General features: G+C 49.9%; 12 protein-coding genes. 4 read left to right on the plus strand and 8 right to left on the minus strand.

Annotated features, from left to right (window positions below):
* Positions 1-1,040: DUF6261 family protein (locus JCM12259_RS09045; protein ID WP_234396590.1), on the plus strand; the 1,040-nt coding region annotated here is incomplete at its 5' end.
* Positions 1,041-1,120: 80 nt separating this feature from the next.
* On the opposite strand, the gene JCM12259_RS09050 is transcribed toward JCM12259_RS09045, so the two are convergent.
* The 5 genes from JCM12259_RS09050 to JCM12259_RS09070 are packed head-to-tail and all read right to left on the minus strand — an operon-like array spanning position 1,121 to position 7,783.
* A complete protein-coding gene (locus JCM12259_RS09050) occupies positions 1,121-2,302 on the minus strand; it encodes an AGE family epimerase/isomerase (protein WP_025066219.1) in 1,182 nt (393 codons plus the stop codon).
* A gap of 10 nt (positions 2,303-2,312) precedes the next feature.
* Positions 2,313-3,230, minus strand: coding sequence for a dihydrodipicolinate synthase family protein (locus JCM12259_RS09055; protein WP_025066220.1), 918 nt, complete (start codon positions 3,228-3,230; stop codon positions 2,313-2,315).
* 24 nt (positions 3,231-3,254) lie between these two features.
* Entirely contained in the window at positions 3,255-4,493 is a 1,239-nt protein-coding gene (locus JCM12259_RS09060) for an MFS transporter (protein WP_025066221.1), read from the minus strand.
* A 37-nt stretch (positions 4,494-4,530) separates the two neighbouring features.
* Entirely contained in the window at positions 4,531-5,658 is a 1,128-nt protein-coding gene (locus JCM12259_RS09065; RefSeq protein WP_025066222.1) for a cyclically-permuted mutarotase family protein, read from the minus strand.
* Positions 5,659-5,692: 34 nt separating this feature from the next.
* Positions 5,693-7,783: a GDSL-type esterase/lipase family protein gene (locus JCM12259_RS09070; RefSeq protein WP_025066223.1), complete on the minus strand. Its 2,091-nt coding sequence runs from the start codon at positions 7,781-7,783 to the stop codon at positions 5,693-5,695.
* Positions 7,784-8,144: 361 nt separating this feature from the next.
* On the opposite strand from JCM12259_RS09070, the gene nagB reads away from it, so the two are divergent.
* The 3 genes from nagB (at position 8,145) to JCM12259_RS09085 (ending at position 14,647) form a co-directional block, all read left to right on the plus strand.
* Positions 8,145-8,939, plus strand: a complete 795-nt coding sequence (nagB, locus tag JCM12259_RS09075; protein WP_025066224.1) for a glucosamine-6-phosphate deaminase — start codon at positions 8,145-8,147, stop codon at positions 8,937-8,939.
* A 51-nt stretch (positions 8,940-8,990) separates the two neighbouring features.
* A complete protein-coding gene (locus tag JCM12259_RS09080) occupies positions 8,991-10,982 on the plus strand; it encodes a glucosamine-6-phosphate deaminase (RefSeq protein WP_025066225.1) in 1,992 nt (663 codons plus the stop codon).
* 131 nt (positions 10,983-11,113) lie between these two features.
* The gene (locus JCM12259_RS09085; RefSeq protein WP_025066226.1) at positions 11,114-14,647 is read left to right on the plus strand and encodes a glycosyl hydrolase 2 galactose-binding domain-containing protein; all 3,534 of its coding nucleotides are present in this window, start codon (positions 11,114-11,116) and stop codon (positions 14,645-14,647) included.
* A gap of 104 nt (positions 14,648-14,751) precedes the next feature.
* Here JCM12259_RS09085 and JCM12259_RS09090 read toward each other — a convergent pair whose 3' ends face one another.
* From JCM12259_RS09090 to JCM12259_RS09100, 3 genes are all read right to left on the minus strand, one after another.
* Positions 14,752-15,183: an HU family DNA-binding protein gene (locus tag JCM12259_RS09090; protein WP_025066227.1), complete on the minus strand. Its 432-nt coding sequence runs from the start codon at positions 15,181-15,183 to the stop codon at positions 14,752-14,754.
* Positions 15,184-15,354: 171 nt separating this feature from the next.
* Positions 15,355-16,953, minus strand: a complete 1,599-nt coding sequence (locus JCM12259_RS09095; protein ID WP_148299608.1) for a fimbrillin family protein — start codon at positions 16,951-16,953, stop codon at positions 15,355-15,357.
* 32 nt (positions 16,954-16,985) lie between these two features.
* A complete protein-coding gene (locus tag JCM12259_RS09100; protein WP_025066229.1) occupies positions 16,986-17,216 on the minus strand; it encodes a hypothetical protein in 231 nt (76 codons plus the stop codon).
* Positions 17,217-17,290: the final 74 nt, after the last annotated feature.

The following is a 17,290-nucleotide window of genomic DNA, read 5'->3' on the forward strand; positions in this document are numbered from 1 at the left end:
TCCGACGGGGCCATGCACCGGCTGCATGGACGAAAAAGAATCTCCGACGAGCACAAACTATTAATTTTCACCATAAAATAGCAAGCAACATGAAACCTATTAAGCAAATCAATGGAACATTGAGTTCGAAATTCTCACTCGGCCTGCATGCCGACTTGCAAATTCGGCTTTACAACATGATCTTGAAGACAGCACCGGCCAAGATTCTCCTTGAAGCTGCTGATATCGCCTTGTGGAAGGCGGGTATCGACACAGAGAGTGAAGTGGCCAGAGAGACAACCGCCTCGGAAGAGACGGCGCGACTCGCGCAAAAGGACAAAGAGCGTGATAATCTCGTTACGGCCATCTTCGACGAGATTCGGCAGGCTGCCAAATCGCCCATTCCGACTCGTGCCGAAGCTGGTCGCAAGCTCAAACTCATCGTAGACACGTATGCCGGGTTGCAACGGGAGACGCTGGCCGAGGAAACGGCTCATATCACCGGACTTCTGACGGATTTGGCTAAACCCGCCGCCTTAGCCAATGTCAATGCGCTTGCTCTTGCTCCGCTTATTAATTTATTGCGAAAGGCCAACAGCGAGTTTGACGTCATCCGCACGCAGCGTGCACAGGTGAAGGCCGCCGACATGTTGCCCACAGGGGCTGCCATTCGCAAGAAGAACGATCAAACGATAGCTGCTATTTTCCGTCATATCGAAGCCGCCTATATGATTGCTGCCAATGATGCTGATCGCAAGATCGCTTCTGATCTCATCGACAAACTGAATCGGATTATCAACGAGTCCAAGACCAGTTATAATGAAAGCACGGCGCAGAAGAAGAGAAAAGACGGCGAGAAGAAACCCTCGACTAACAAGAAGACGGTGGAGAAATTGCTCCCAGCCTTTGAAGAGGAAAATGGTTTTGCTCCCGGCACGCTTTCGCTCACCGGCAAAACGACCAAAGACGAAGATGGCACGAAACTTTACGAACTGAAATCCGCCAGCGGCGACTCGTTTTGGGTGAAGATCGAGGATGGGAAGCTGGTGAAGGTGAGTTAAAGAGTGAAAAGACAGAAATGAAGTGGCGGATTACGCATGCAATGTGCGTGATCCGCCACGATCTTTTATTGAGGTAGGCTTCACTTATTGAGAATTTCCTGGCAAAGCATGTGGCTCTTGATCATCATCCGCGGAATGTGGAATGGACCTTTAAAGATGTTACCCTTGGCTGGCTGTGCCACGGTTCCGTCGCGATGCAGATAGCCGTACCATTCGCCGTATTCGGCATCGGGGAAGTGGCTGTAAGTCCAGTCGCTGATCTGCTTGTGGATGTGCAGATAGCGCTCTTCGCCACTGGCGAGATAAGCATAGAGCGACGCGATGATCGTCTCGGTCTGGGGCCACCAGAATTTCATGTCCTGCGAATAGTCTTGCGGTGGTAGGTTGCGACAGTCCCGGAAGTTGATGATTCCGCCGTATTCCGCATCCCAACCCCAGTCCCACGACCAGTCGAAAATCTGCAAACCGAGCTGTTTGAGATCATTGTCCCAACCGCGTGCACGGGCTTCTTCGAGGATAAACCACGATGTCTCGATGCAATGACCGGGATTGATCACGCGACCGTTGCAGGTGTCGATAAATTCGCCTTGCGGTCCGACGGTTTCCAAAAGCGCTTTGGATTCGGGATGGATGAAGTAAGTGCGCAACGCATCCAGCGACTCGTCGATCTGCGTTTTGAGTATCGGATCGTCTTGTGCTGCTCTCAACCGCGAGGCTGTGTTGATGAGTATCATCGTGAGCGAGTGTCCCTGACACGCCAAGGCGGGCAGATACTTCGGTTGGAGGAGTCCCGGCGTGTTCTTGTATCGCAGTATGAGTCGGAATAGGTCGAGTGCACGTTCCGCGTAACTCTTATCTCCCGATGCGATGGAATACTCTGACATGGCGATAGCTGCAAAGCATTCGGAGAAGAGGTAACGACGCATCCGAAGCGGTGTGCCGTCGGCCGTGACTTCAAAATACATTCTTCCGTTTTCGTCGCAGCAATGGTCGATGATGAAATCGATACAACTCTTGGAGGCTTCGAGCCATTCTGCGCGCCGCTCGATGTTGTTATAGGCAAAAGCGGTAATGAATCCGAAGCGGCCCTGAAACCACACCGATTTAGTCGAATCCATTAAAGTTCCGTCACGATCCACGCAGGTGTAGACGCCGCCGAACTTGCGATCGAGTCCGTGTTCGAGCCAAAACGGCAAGATGTTGTTTACTAAATCGCTTCGATAAGAGGCTGACCAATCGGTCAAATACTGTTTGATGTCCATGTCGGCCTCCTTAAAATACGTTGCAACGATCAAAGAATCTGATTTCTTCTAACTCTTTCCGCATCTGTCGTTCTTCTTCGTCGGTCATATTGCGGAAAGGTGTTCGGTTCGGACCTAAGTCGAAGCCGATGAGCTTCATAATGCGTTTTCCACCCACGATGTTACCCCGATAGTGGCAGATGACGTTGATAACGGCCTGTGCAAAATTCTGTTTCTCACGGGCTGTAGCAATGTCTCCACGATTCCAGGCATCGATAATGCCCACCAATTCGCGTCCGTTATAATTGGTGGTACCGCCTATTCCGCCTTTGGCTCCACCTTGTGCGAGACTCGGAAGGATGGTCTCGTCTTGCCCGTGAAGCATATCAAACTTGTTATCCTGATACAAACGGCATTGGTTATATTCGTAAAGACTCTCGTAAGTGTATTTGATTCCGGCAAAGTTAGGTATGCGTCCGTCCACTGCTTTCAGCAAATCGAGCATCGGGAGATAGGCTCCGTTGAAAGCCGGAATGTGATAATAATAAAAAGGAAGATTTGGAGCGGCCGAGGCAATAGCCTCGCAATATTCTACAAGTTCTTGTATTCTGCCGATGTGGGGGAATGGAGGCGCCATCGAACCGATGCCCCAAGCACCGATCTTCTGCGCGTGTTCGGCCAGCTGCCGGCTCTCGCGCAGACAGCAACTGCCCACGTGCACGATCACTTTAAACCCCTCGGGAGCCACCGACACCCATCGTTCGGCCAGTTGCATACGTTCTGCCGGGGTGAGCATATAGCCTTCACCGGAAGATCCGTTGATGAAAACTCCCTTCAAACCATTCTTTACCAGCATTGCGGCATAGGCCTCAATGGGTTGTAAATTGACGTCTCCGTTGGGATGAAACGGAGTAAACGGGGCATCGATAAGCCCTACGATCTTTTCCATATCATGCATATTTTTTTGATAAATCTATTCCATATTATCTGTTTTCGGACGCAAGAAGATCAGTTGCAAAGCCAAGGCTAAGGCTACGATTGCACCCAGAAAAGCAAAGCCCAAGCCCAAGTTTCCGCCGTCGCTCCATGCGCCCAGCACCTGTGTTACGGCTGCCCCGGCAAACACGCCGGTCATATTCATCACGCCATAAGCCGTTGCGCGATATTTCGATGATATAAACTGGCAGAGGATTGGCATGTTGTTGGCATCGAAAATGCCGTAGCCCACGCCGAAACAAAGGCCTGCGCCCACCACGGTGACGATGTGATGGCCCAGCCCCAGGAGCAAAAGTGCGGGGATAGTCATGCCCAGTCCGATGGCGCTCGTATAGACGCGGCCGCGCAGATTACGTTGCACCCAACGGTCGGAAAGCACGCCGCCGATGATTACGCCGATAAACGACGACACCGCAATGGTTATGGTAGACAGCGGTCCGGCATCGGCCATCGGGATGTTGAGGCTCGAAGAGAACAGCGTCGGCAACCAGTTCTTCGTTGCCCAACCCGGAAGACTGGGCGCGGCGAAGTAAAACAAGATGATCCAAAACGCCCAATTAGACAGCACCACGCCTAAGCCTTTAAACACATTGGTTTTCGAAGGCTTTTCAGTTTGCATCTTTTCGCCTTGCGAAAGAGGCTTTTTCGGCTTCTCATGAAGCATTAACAGCAAGACGAAAGAGTATAAAACGCCGACGATTCCGAACCAATGAAAAGTGGAATGCCACGAAAACATTGCAGCAATCGTTGCTCCGAAGCCGCCGATCGCTTGCCCCACATAAAGGCCGGTCATGTGGATTCCCACTGCCAGCGACCGTGATTTACCTTCGTGCCAGTCGGCAATGAGCGACAAGGCAGACGGTATATAGAGCGCTTCGCTGATGCCCATAAAGGCCCGGAGCCAGTAGAGTTCATGGAATGTGGTGGCATATCCCATCAGGAATGTTACTGCCGACCAGACAAACAGACTACCGATGACGAGCCATTTGCGACTGACTCGGTCGGCAACGATTCCTGCAAAAGGACTTACCAAACCGTAGATCCAAAGAAAAACAGCCATCAATGCGCCGAAAGCTTCGGCTCGGTTGAGTTCGGCTATGTCTGCTTTCATGGCTTCCTGCATAGTCGACAACATCTGTCTATCCATATAATTCAGGAGCGCGACAACCCAAAGGAGTCCCACGACTACCCATGGATAACATTTTGTTTGTTTCATCAAACTTAGTGATTAGTATTTATGAATTGTTATAAAATTAGTCATTCGCTTGCGTATGAGGCGCCGATTCTGGGCTAAACAACTTAAAAATGTGTGGCGAACGGATGCCGGGTTTCAGTTCTCCACCGATCAAATAGACGGCATTATCGCAGCAGACGAGAGCTGCTCCTGCACGCGCTGTGATCTGGCTATGCCCAATGAGCTGCCATTCCCCGTATTCATAAAGGAAGATGTTGGGATTGAAACGATACCATTCTGCGGGGTGTCGCAGATAATCGGGCTGTGGATTGTTGAGCGCTTGCAGGAATATCTCCTGATTCACACCGCCCAATACGAGCGTCGCTCCTGTCGAAAGACACACCGAAGCTGCACCTCCGAGAAACACGGGAGCATCGGTTTCATCTGTGGGAATGGGTTCTTCGCTCCATGTCTGATCGTCTGTGGTGATGGCACAACCAGCCAATGAAAGGGTGGCCGGAGCCTGATTCGTGCGCGGATTAAAGCCACCCCAAATGCAAAAGGCCATGTCATCCACTGCACCCGACACAGGTTGTACCCGTGGGTTGCCTGGAAACGAGGGACAATAAACCCAACCGCGCTTCACGTTTTGCAAGTCGAGACGCAACACTTGATTGCTCGGCACGCCGTCACAGTTGCCGCCTCCCACATAGATATACTGTCCCACGCGGCATCCCGTCATGTTATCCATTGTGCAAGGAAGTGCTGGCCACGATTCCACAACGGCTTCTTCGCCTTTCATCCTAATGTGAAGCACGGTGCGCAAAGCTCCCGATGCATTGCAACCTCCGATACAAACAACGCCGTCTTTATATGTTACGGACACGCCGTAAGCAGCTTCAACGGGTAGGTTTCCCACCTTTTCCCAATCCAGACTGTCGTTTTCCGTGATGCGAGCCACATAAATTCCACGGTAGAATTGCTTCTTTCCACCATCGGCAGCAGGCTTTTCGGGGAAGTTGCAACCGCCTGCCATCAATAGTTGATGGCCTATCGAGCCTGCAAAACACGCAGAAACGCCCTGTTCGATGCCTTGTTCGGCTGAGGGAAAACCATATATGCGCCGGATGGAAAAGCTATCCGTGGCCTGACTTCCCATGCCTATGAGAAAGGCCAACACCATTATGAGCAATCTTTGATTCCGCATCTTATCTTCCCTTCAAATATCTTTTTCTTTCTTACTACTTCTTCCCTTTTTCCTTACTCCTAATCACTTTCACAAACGTTGAGGTCGGAAGACCGGCTCCGTTGATCAAATTTGCCCGCGTAAAAGGCTGCCAACCGTAGCGCACTGCACATGGATGAGGTACTCTGAGACTGCTTACTTCCACTTGATTGTTGACGATCTTTGCTTCCGCAGGCGCAAAAAGGCCGTCTGCTCCGGCCACTTCAAAACCCTGAAGCGTAGTCCCTTTCGCGCGTAGTCCCACTGCATTGTGAAACGAAAGGATCAATCTTGAACCGTCGGCAACGATGCCTTTGATTGCAGGACCTGCTGAAACGACAGTGTGATGATAGGAATGCTGCAACGCTTGCAGTGCCAATCGTTCGCCAACAGGGCGTTTGTTCGGATAGTGCACATCAAGAGAGTCGCCCAAATCACTCGTTATGGTCATCCAAGTATCGTGTAATCGCTGGCTCAACAGTCGTTGACTCTCTCGAAATGCAGGCCAAGACGGACGATTGAGACTGGATAGTTGGACAAAATAAAACGGCAGATGAGCGTCGCCGAAATACTTGCGCCAACTCTTTTCGAGCAATGGGAAGAGACGGGTATGCAGTTCGGCATTGTGCGCATTAGACTCTCCTTGATACCAAATCACACCTTTCACGGCATAACGATCAAGTGGAAGAATCGTCGACTCAAACATATAGGCAGGCTGATAAGGGTGCCGTTGCAATCGGTTTGTTGATCGTTTGATATTTTTCAGTGCTCGGTTGCGTGCCCATTGTTGTCCGTAATCGCCGTGATACCAGTCTTTGAGAATGTTGGGGAACTGCCATTCCAATGTCGAACGATCGATCCAGGATTCGGTGGTGGTGCCTCCCACGGCATTACAAATCAGTCCGATGGGCACTTGCAGACTGTCTGTCAACACGCGCCCAAAGTGATAGGCCACAGCCGAAAACGTGCGGGCCTCCTGCGCATGGCATGTTTTCCAAGGTCCGTTGTTCAACAGTCGAAGCCCGTTTATATCCGACAGCGCTGTCGAATCCCATTCTACGGCATCCGTGGGATAGCGTGTACACATATTGAATAGGTGTAAATTCGGAAGCTGATCGGCTGTTTTGAGATCTTCATGAGCCGTAGCGCATTGTCCCAACGTGTATTCCATATTGGATTGTCCGGCACAAAGCCACACATCACCAATCCATATATCGCGGATGATTTTCCGCTGTTTGCCGGCTGAGATCATTGCCGAATAGGATCCGCCTGCCGTTTTTTGCGGAAATGTTACGTGCCATTCGCCGTTTGATTCAGCTTTCGTCTGCTGTTCTTCACCATCAAACAGCACTTTGATAACGGTTCCGGCGTTGGCCAGACCATGGAAACGGATAGGGCGTTCGCGCTGAATCACCATTCCATCAGTGTAAAGCGGCGAGAGCTGAAGTCCTCCGAAGTTACCCGTAAGATTGCTGTAAACAGTTCGAGCCATTATTTCTGCCCCCTCGGCATTAGGATGGAGAGCATCCGGGAAAAGGTCGGGACGGTTGTATAAAGGGGTATTCAAGTCGATTAGACCGACGTTGGCAGTGGCTGCAATGCGCTTGATGCACTGCTGAATGGCTGCGAACCAGTCGCGTGTTCCGCTTTGGAAACGCGGATGTCGATCTCCGATGGGCGTCATCAAACATATCCAAATCCGCGCGTGAGGGTTCACCGTGCGAAACGAATCAATCAAAGCGCGATAGTCAGGAATAAATTCCGAACCGTAATTCGGCCAGTTTCGTGGGTCGGTATCATTTAATCCGAGATGGATTACCACCCAATCGGCCTTGAATTTCAGTGCCTCTTTGAATTCGGGCAACCGCATGTAAGGTTTGTGTCCATGATTGAGCAGCGTGGCACCAGAGTGTCCGAAGTTTTTCACTTCATATCGATCGCCCAACAGCTGTTGCAATTTGACGGGATAAGCCTGCGTTTCACGGTGTGGCAATCCATATCCATAGGTGACGCTGTTGCCTACACACGCCACCTTGATCAGCTTCTTTCCTCGTCCCATGGCCGTCAATGAGAGCAGGAGAAAACATACGAGTATCGTCCTTTTCATCTTATTTCTTTCCTCGTATTTTGTCAATCGGTTATATCATTTTAGCTTCTCTTCGGCAAAGGTAATCATTTTTCTGCAATTCAAAAAATCATTTTCGGATGTAACTAACGGTTTTTTGCAATGCAGGAAGATGTTAGTTGGCTTGCAAAAGACCATTAGTTGGCGCTTGACTAAGCGTTAATGAGAATGCGGAGTTTTGTTGTCGATAAATTGATGAGGCCCCCATTTTTAGGTATTTTACTTGAAAAGGGAGATCGGTCCTTTGTTTTCTCTTGAAAAAATAGTATCTTTGCGTCATTAAATCGGCGAAAAATCGAACGCCGATGGATAGACGATCAGAAATCTTTTAGCATAAACAGAAATGAGGTTAATTATTGAATCGGATTATGATTTGCTGTCTAAGTGGGCAGCAAATTATGTTGTTGAACGTATTAATGCGGCTCAGCCCACGCGCGAGAAGCCGTTTGTGTTGGGACTTCCCACGGGTTCTTCGCCCGAAGGAATGTATCGCGAGTTAGTGAAGGCTTATCAAGAAGGCCGCGTTTCATTTGCAAACGTGATGACATTCAATATGGATGAATATGTGGGGCTACCCGAGTCGCATCCCGAGAGCTATCATTCGTTTATGGCGCGCCATCTTTTCGACCACATCGATTGCCCCAAAGAGAATATTCATATACTTAACGGCAACGCGCGAGATTTGGCCGAAGAGTGTCGGCATTATGAACAAATGATTGTCGAAGCAGGTGGAATCGATCTTTTTATCGGCGGTATCGGGCCCGACGGTCACATCGCTTTCAATGAGCCGGGGTCGTCGTTGCGGTCGCGCACACGCGTGAAATCGCTCACCACCGACACGCGAATTGCCAACTCCCGATTCTTCGATAACGACCCAGAAAAGGTTCCTGCACATGCGTTGACGGTCGGCGTGGGCACGGTTATGGATGCACACGAAGTGTTGATCTTGGTCAACGGACATCACAAAGCGCGCGCTTTGCAGGCCGCAGTGGAAGGAGGTATCACGCAAATGTGGACCATCAGCGCGCTGCAATTGCATGAACACGGTATCATCGTGTGTGATGAAGCGGCCGCAGATGAGCTGAAAGTGGGTACGTATAAATACTTTAAGGACATCGAAAGGGGGAATATTCTCTGACTTTCAAACCTGAAAGATCTTGTATATAACTAAAAACAAACACTTATTATTATGAAACTGAATTTGAGTTCACAAATCGTTCTCAACAAGGTTCCTGTGGAGTTTTATCGCCCCCGAACAGCTGTCGAGCGCTCGGAAATCACCCGTTGCGAGAAGATCACCACCGATATATTTCCTTCCATAGATGAAGGAGCTAAGGAAATTGCCGATTGCATTCAGCTGGAAATCACGTCCAAACAACGCGAAGGACGCTATTGCGTCTTGGCACTCGGCACCGGTCTGTCGCTCACTCCGGTCTATTCGGAACTCATTCGCAAGCATCGCGAAGAGAAATTGAGCTTTAAAAACGTAGTAGTTTTCAATGCTTATGAATACTTCCCACTGAATCCGGAAAGCAAAAACAGTAGCCTCAATCAGCTCAAAGAGCGTTTTCTCAATCACGTTGACATTGATTCACAGAACGTGTTTTCACCCGACGGCACCATCAGTCAGGATGCCGTGCAGGAGTATTGCAGGCTTTACGAACAGCGCATAGCCACATTTGGCGGTCTTGACGTATGCTTGTTGGGGATCGGTCGCATTGGAAACATCGCGACCAACGAACCCGGTTCGGGTATCGCTTCAACTTCCCGACTGATGTTGATAGATGCAACCTCACGCCAGGAAATGACGATGAGCTTCGGAACTCAGGAACCGGTGCCCCCGTGTTCCATCACAATGGGAGTGCAAACGATACTTTCCGCTCGCAAGATATTCCTCACGGCGTGGGGCGAAGAGAAAGCAGATATCATCCAAAAAGCCGTAGAAGGTCCTCTCACCGATGCCATTCCAGCTTCGTTTTTACAAACACACAACAATGTTCGGGTCGTAATCGATCTGGCAGCAGCATCTAAACTCACCCGCATTATTCATCCGTGGCTGGTCACTTCATGTGAATGGACCGACAAGTTGGTGCGTTCGGCTTTGGTTTGGCTGTGTCAGCTCACTGGTAAACCTATTTTAAAGCTCACCAACAAAGACTATAACGAGAACGGATTGAGCGAACTTTTGGCGCTGTATGGCTCTGCTTACAATGCGAATATCAAGATTTTCAACGATCTCCAACATACCATCACAGGTTGGCCAGGCGGTAAACCCAATGCCGACGATACTTATCGGCCTGAGCGTTCGAAGCCATTCCCCAAACGAGTAATCGTTTTTTCGCCGCATCCCGATGATGATGTGATCTCTATGGGAGGCACTTTGCGGCGTTTGGTACAGCAAGGTCACGACGTGCATGTGGCTTATGAAACCTCGGGTAACATTGCCGTGGGTGATGAAGAGGTGACACGTTTTATGCACTTCATCAACGGTTTCAATCAGATTTTTGATGAAAACAAAGACGAAGTGATCAAAAAGAAATACAAGGAAATCAAAAAATACCTCGCAGAAAAGAAAGAAGGCGATATCGACTCGGCTGATATTCGCACGATCAAAGGTCTTATCCGTCGCGGCGAAGCACGCACGGCATGCACCTATAATCAGATTCCGCTCGATCACGTACACTTTCTCGATCTGCCGTTTTATGAATCGGGAAAGATCGAAAAGCTGCCGATGACCGAAGCAGACGTCAATATCGTGCGGGAATTGATTGCCAAAGTGAAACCGCATCAGATTTATGTGGCCGGCGATTTGGCCGATCCTCACGGTACGCATCGTAAATGTACCGACGCTGTTTTTGCTGCTATCGACTTGGAAAAAGAAGCCGGTGCCGCGTGGCTGAAAGATTGTCGCATTTGGATGTATCGTGGAGCATGGGCCGAATGGGAAATAGAAAACATCGAGATGTGTGTCCCGATGAGTCCCGAAGAGCTACGCGCAAAACGCAATTCGATTCTCAAGCATCAGAGTCAGATGGAGAGTGCACCATTCTTGGGCAATGATGAGCGGCTATTTTGGCAGCGTTCCGAAGACCGAAATCGCGGTACGGCCAAGCTCTACGACGATCTCGGACTGGCTTGTTATGAGGCAATGGAAGCCTTTGTTGCCTATAAACCGCTTTAAACTGGCGGTCGGTCAAACTTGATTCAGGGAGTTAAGGAGTTGTCGTTTCACGCTTTTCGCTGTGCGAATCGGTGTAACCAACAGACTGCTTAACTCCCTTTTTGTTTCATTTTTCCATCCATTTAGCAACTATGAGAAAGCGAATAAGATTATTGATTGCATCGATCCTGTGCACGGCCATGTGCGGAATGGCGCAACAAAACAACTATACAAGAGGCATCGGAGTCTATCCCGGCCGACCCGCAGAAGATTTTTCGCCCACGATGAAGCCCGATCAAACGTATCGAAACATCGCGCTTCATCGGGCGGCCTACGCTTCTTCGTCTTATGATTATAACTTGACCGCGCAGTGGATCACCGATGGCGTGACGAGTGCCAAGGCTCCGTCGTTCCTCGAAGTCAGTACACCCGAGGGACCGTTGACGCGTCGTGAACGTGAGAGCGCTATCGACGGAGGCGAATGGACGCGCAATATCCTGATGGGGGCAGACACCTATCTGCAATATGATTGGCATAATGCGCAACTCAAAGCCACACAGCTCACTCTCACAGCACGCGTTGCTTACGACGAAAAAAAGGCCAGTGAGGGCTATGAAATCACCTGTTTGGCCTCCCAAGATGGTATCCATTGGACGAAAATAGGCGGCGTCAGCGGTCGCGATTTGCCTGGAAAAGCTGCGCGATATAAAGTTCATTCCGATCCAAACAAGGTGACCGACACAGAGCTTCTGCCGCTGCGAATCATCGATTTGCGGCTTCCGCTCCGGCCGATGGCGTTCTCTCGTCTCAAAGTCTGCTTCAAAATGAAAGGTGCCGCGCATTGGACAGTGACCGAAGCCAATGCACATCCCATCTTTACCAGTGCTCCTCACCACGATGCTTGGATGAGTGCGGGCGGCGGCGAACAATGGGTTTATGTGGATTTAGGCGTCAAGACCGATTTCGATCAAGTGATTTTGCACTGGATCCATAAGGCAACGAGAGGAGCGGTGCAAGTGTCTGACGATGCCGTTACGTGGCAAACGATTTCTCACTTACCGTTAGATGGCGCGCGAAAGACTGTTATTCGTCGTGCAAGTAACGGTCGTTTTGTCCGCGTTTTGATGTCAAACGCAGAGTCGGGCGCGAAGTGTTACACTCTCAGCGAGTTGGAAGTGATGGGACGAGGAGGATTAACGCCCGTGCCGAAAGCCGAAACCGGCATGCGCAAGGGCCTGTTTTATCTCAACGGAGGTGATTGGCGATTACAGCGTTCGTCGCGGGTTGTGGCATCGGGTGAAATCATTTCCCGACCGGATTACGATGTGCGCAACTGGATTCAGGCCACGGTGCCGGCCACAGTGCAGACTTCTTATGTGAACATCGGTGCCCTTCCGAATCCCAACTATGCTGATAATCTGCTGCAAATTTCCGACAGTTATTTCTGCGCCGACTTCTGGTATCGCCGCGAATTTCGATTGCCGGCACCATTGAAAGGGCGCCGCGTGTTTCTCAACTTTGATGGAATCAATTGGAAAGCGAATGTTTTCCTCAATGGGAAACGTGTGGATCGCATCGAAGGAGCATTCATTCGGGGATGCACCGACATCACAAACGCATTGCGACCAGGCGTGAATGTGCTTGCCGTGAAGATCATCTGCAATGCGCATCCGGGTGTGGTGAAAGAGAAGAATGCCCTGAACACCGATTTCAACGGCGGCATTCTGGGGGCCGACAATCCCACATTTCATGCCACAATAGGTTGGGATTGGATTTCGACAATACGCGGACGCGACATCGGAATATGGAATGATGTCTATCTTTCTGCCTCTGGCAAGCTGCGAATAACCGATCCGATGATTACAACAAAGCTCGCCTCACCTGATACTTTGGCTACAATAACCCCTTCGGTGAGGATCATCAACAACGAGGACCACGCTGTATCGGCTACGGTCAAAGGATGGATCGGCGACCGGAATTTTGTCAAACATGTGACCGTTGCGCCTCATTCTAAACGGGAAGTGACGTTCTCGCCCAACGAATTTGCGCAATTGCGCCAACAGAAAATGCGTCTTTGGTGGCCCAACGGGTATGGAGAGCCTTATCGGTATGATGCTGGTTTTGAAGTGAGTACGGCCGATGGCGTTTCCGATTCGCTGCATTTCAAGGCCGGATTACGTGAAGTGACTTATCGGGATGTGGCTACTCAACTTAAAATCTATGTCAATGGCCGGCGCATCGTACCCTTAGGCGGCAACTGGGGATTCAGCGAAAGCAATCTCAATTACCGTAATCGAGAATATGATGCAGCTGTCCGTTATCACAAAGAGATGCACTTCAACATGATCCGAAACTGGGTCGGGCAGACGGGCGACGATGAGTTTTACGACGCTTGCGATCGTTACGGCATCTTGGTGTGGCAAGATTTCTGGCTCGCCAACCCTTCCGACGGTCCCGATCCAACTGATAGCACGATGTTTCTTGCCAATGCGCGCGATTTGATTCGCCGCATTCGCCGTCATCCGAGCATAGCACTCTATTGCGGACGAAACGAGGGTTATCCGCCCGAAAATCTTGATCGAACCTTGCGCTCCGATGTAGCAGCCTTGCATCCGGGCCTTCTTTACATTTCGAGTTCGGCTGATGAAGGCGTCAGCGGACACGGCCCATACAACGCGTTGGCTGCAAAGGAATATTTCGAAAAGCAAACCGGCAAACTCCATACAGAGCGAGGAATGCCGGCGGTGATGACGTTCGAAGGGCTTGCGCGCACCTTGCGCCCCGATCAATTATGGCCGCAGAATGCCGTTTGGGGCCAACACGATTATACGATGGAGGGTGCCCAGCGCGGCGAATCATTCAATGTGCTCATTGATACGGGCTTCGGCGCACCGCAGAATGCCCGCGATTTCACGGCGTCGGCGCAATGGATTAATTATAATGGTTATCGGGCGATGTTTGAATCGACGAGTAAAGACCGACAGGGATTGCTTATTTGGATGAGCCATCCGTGTTGGCCGACGATGGTTTGGCAAACTTACGACTACTATCTGGAGCCTACTGCGGCATATTTCGGGGCTAAGAAAGCCTGCGAACCGCTGCATATTCAGTGGAATCCGGTTAATAGACAGGTTGAGATTATCAGTATTCGGAATGGTGATTTGCCTGGATTTACAGCCCGTGTAGCCGTGCTTGACAAGACGGGAAAGGTCTTGTGGCGGGCGGAAAAGCAATTGTCGATCGGTGAAAACACCACATCGACAGGCATCATTGTGCCTGAACCCGATGCAACTACGGATGTTTATTTCATCGATTTACAGCTGTCGGATGCTCAGGGACAGTTGGTTTCGGATAATTTTTACATAGAATCGACAGTGCCCGATAATTATCAAGGATTGAAATCGTTGCCTGCCGTAATGTTGAAAAAGACGATTCGCACATCGCACAATGGCGACACATGGATCGCAACAGTGACGCTCGCCAATCCGACAACAACTCCTGCACTGATGATTCGCCTGAACCTGTTGGGCGAAGACGGCTTGCAGATTCTCCCAGTGATATACAGCGACAATTATTTCTCACTGCTTCCGGGACGCGAAAAGATGGTCACTGTCAGTTGGAAAGATGAAGATTCGCGCGGTGCCAAGCCCCGGATACAGGTCAGCGGCTATCATGTCGCAGATTGATCGGCATGCTCGTTGCCTGCAAATAGCCTGTTACGACAAACCGAAAGACAACAGAATCGCCACAAACCAATAGTTGGTTTGCGGCGATTCTGTTGTCAACTCACTTATTTTTTCTTCTTCGTTTTCGTCATTGTCTCCACGTTTTTGAAATCCAACTTGCGAGCCAAGACGCGTGAACGAGTGCCGTGCGAACCGTCCTTTTCTGTTTCGGGCTGAAAGAGGATGCGCGAACTCTTGATGTTTTTATCCATGTCGAAGTCCTTGGCAGTCTTGGCGGGCGACGTACTGACGCTGATTTTGAAAGCACCGAAGCCATCTATCTTCACGCGATAGCCGTCGCAAAGCATTTCGCTTAGCACTTCGGGCACCTCGGTAAGCACCGCCCACACGTCGCTCCGCTTCATACTGGCATTGCGCTGAATGCGCTCCGCAATATCCTTCAACGTCTTTGTGCCCACGATTTTCGTGCGCCCATACCACTTGCCTTTTGTTGTACCATTGCGCTCGCTTTGGTACAACTGAATAAATATAGCCATACGCTTACGCTTAATAATTTAATTTATAATGATTGATTATCAATCATTTACAACTCCATTTTCAAAAGTACTCCTTTTGACTCTCAACGGGACTCCCTTTGACCTTCAAAAGTACTCCTTTTGGAAATCAACGGGAATTCTTTTGACTGCCAAAGGTAGTCCTGTTGCCTCTCAAAAGTATATCCGTTTCCTTTCGTGCAATTCACTCGGCGGTCCACAAAGAGAGCCCCTTGTAATAACGCTCATAGGCGTACATACGTATTTCGTAAGAGCTGAAGACCATGTTATACGATTTAAACCAATACTTTGAGTAAGGCGTGCTCGACCAGTAGTAGCGGCATACACGCCGGAAGGATATGCGTTGAAGGGATATTGAGAGTCATAGTAACCAAAAGCAGGGAGGTAGAAATATTTGCTTATTTCGCTGTCTGAAGGCTTACCATGGACTGGAGTTGCTCTGTCAGGCCCGTTGTATCCATTTGTGCTTTTTGTGTAATCGGTACCGTCGGGAGCGGCGTTGGAGACAAAACCGCTGATCTGAGCTTTTTTCTTAAACCACATACCACCGGCATAAAGACGACCCAACATAGCCCATAAGTCGGTATCCCAATGAGGTTCGCCCCGCAGTATGTACCACGCCATTTCATTAATATTAGGACATTTGGCTGCGGTGTGCGTGGCAGTGACAGCAGGAGCACTACCACTATCGTCGCTGTAACCCGGCATCAGATTATACGAGCGTACGTCAGCAGGAGAACCATTATTGGGTGGAAAATTCCCATCGGGAAGTCCGGCAGCATCACGATGACCGAACCAATATTCTTGTTGGGCATCCCACATGTAATGGGCATTAGCCGCCGGGTAATAAGTAATCTGCAAGTTGGCTGTCATGTCGTAATAATTGTTTTCCTCGTAATTAAAAGTAGGGAGGTCCTTGGTAACCGTTCCTTCAATCTTGTTTCCCATCTTATCATCAGCGGAACGACTTTGTAGCCAATACTTTACTCGGAGCTTATGGTGGCCCGGGGCGATGACCATATAGGCGCCGTTGGTGGAGAGATCAGCTGAAGAATTAGTCATCGGGAAACCGCCGCTGCCGCCGCCATAGTTGCCTGTGGTCAGGGTGATAGTGTTGCTCGTTCCCGTTCCCGTGAGTTTCTTTGTTACGGGATCCAGGGTGTAAGTACCGGCGATATTGTTGTCGGAGATCACCTCGATCTTTCTGAGGTAGCAGTCTTGGAGCAGTGCATCGCTCGTGTACGGTTGGAACACGAGAATGGCTGCTTTGTGGTCAAGAGTGAAGTTAAAGTTAGCACTCGTCCCTGTTGCTGTAGCAAGTCCGCAATCGCCTGCTTCACCGAGATGTTTGGTGTCGGCGGGCGTGGTTTGTTTTTGAGATGTAGCAATCGTTACTTGATCGTTGGTTCCGTTCTTACCGGGATAGAACACGGTGTAGCTTGTTCCGGCAAATGCACCCGAAAGCAGGAATCTATAATAAGACTTTGCGGTGCCGCTCACGGCATTGCTGGCGGTCTGCCACGTGCCGGCGTCGTCTTTCACAAAGATGTTGTCGCCAGCTTCCCAATAGAATTTGCCGGTGTTGTAGTCGAGTGACGTGCGGGTTTGTGTCGGCTCCTTGCCTGCCACAAAGGTGGCATAACCGTTAGTCGCCGTTTCTTTCTTTTGTTCGCCAGTCTGTGTGGCGTCATCGCTTGCACAAGCTGTTACCAATAACAGCGCTGCTGCAAATATCCATTTTGTCTTGTTCATGTTCATTATTAATTTGTCCCTTTTAATTTATTCTATTCGTCCCACAATGGATTACTCCCTTCTCCTTCTGTAGATGAGCTGGAAGTGAGACCTTCTTCATCTTCCTCCTCAAACCATCCTTGCTTAGCCGAACTCGGTCCTGTGCCATGATGTCCGGGATTGTGTTGGCTGCTGAATGTCTGCAATAAACTTTCTGTCTGCAACGCGCAGACGTCCATTACGGGCTTCATGTAAGCCCTACTCTCTAACTGTTTTCTGTTCATATTTACTATGTTTTGAATGAATAATTCGTGCTTATTTTCCTCTTGCGGAGTTGGCAAAAGGGCATAAAAAGTGG

The sequence above is a fragment of the Hoylesella enoeca JCM 12259 genome, from assembly GCF_000613405.1.
In the GTDB taxonomy this organism is placed as follows: Bacteria; Bacteroidota; Bacteroidia; order Bacteroidales; family Bacteroidaceae; genus Prevotella; species Prevotella enoeca.

What these genes read in the sequence shown, in the direction of transcription:
- JCM12259_RS09070 (WP_025066223.1), bottom strand. Translation starts at nt 7,783, where the DNA reads ATGAAAAGGACGATACTCGTATGTTTTCTCCTGCTCTCATTGACGGCC.
- JCM12259_RS09100 (WP_025066229.1), bottom strand. Translation starts at nt 17,216, where the DNA reads ATGAACAGAAAACAGTTAGAGAGTAGGGCTTACATGAAGCCCGTAATG.
- JCM12259_RS09060 (WP_025066221.1), bottom strand. Translation starts at nt 4,493, where the DNA reads ATGAAACAAACAAAATGTTATCCATGGGTAGTCGTGGGACTCCTTTGG.
- JCM12259_RS09085 (WP_025066226.1), top strand. Translation starts at nt 11,114, where the DNA reads ATGAGAAAGCGAATAAGATTATTGATTGCATCGATCCTGTGCACGGCC.
- JCM12259_RS09090 (WP_025066227.1), bottom strand. Translation starts at nt 15,183, where the DNA reads ATGGCTATATTTATTCAGTTGTACCAAAGCGAGCGCAATGGTACAACA.
- nagB (WP_025066224.1), top strand. Translation starts at nt 8,145, where the DNA reads ATGAGGTTAATTATTGAATCGGATTATGATTTGCTGTCTAAGTGGGCA.
- JCM12259_RS09095 (WP_148299608.1), bottom strand. Translation starts at nt 16,953, where the DNA reads ATGAACAAGACAAAATGGATATTTGCAGCAGCGCTGTTATTGGTAACA.
- JCM12259_RS09080 (WP_025066225.1), top strand. Translation starts at nt 8,991, where the DNA reads ATGAAACTGAATTTGAGTTCACAAATCGTTCTCAACAAGGTTCCTGTG.
- JCM12259_RS09065 (WP_025066222.1), bottom strand. Translation starts at nt 5,658, where the DNA reads ATGCGGAATCAAAGATTGCTCATAATGGTGTTGGCCTTTCTCATAGGC.
- JCM12259_RS09055 (WP_025066220.1), bottom strand. Translation starts at nt 3,230, where the DNA reads ATGGAAAAGATCGTAGGGCTTATCGATGCCCCGTTTACTCCGTTTCAT.
- JCM12259_RS09050 (WP_025066219.1), bottom strand. Translation starts at nt 2,302, where the DNA reads ATGGACATCAAACAGTATTTGACCGATTGGTCAGCCTCTTATCGAAGC.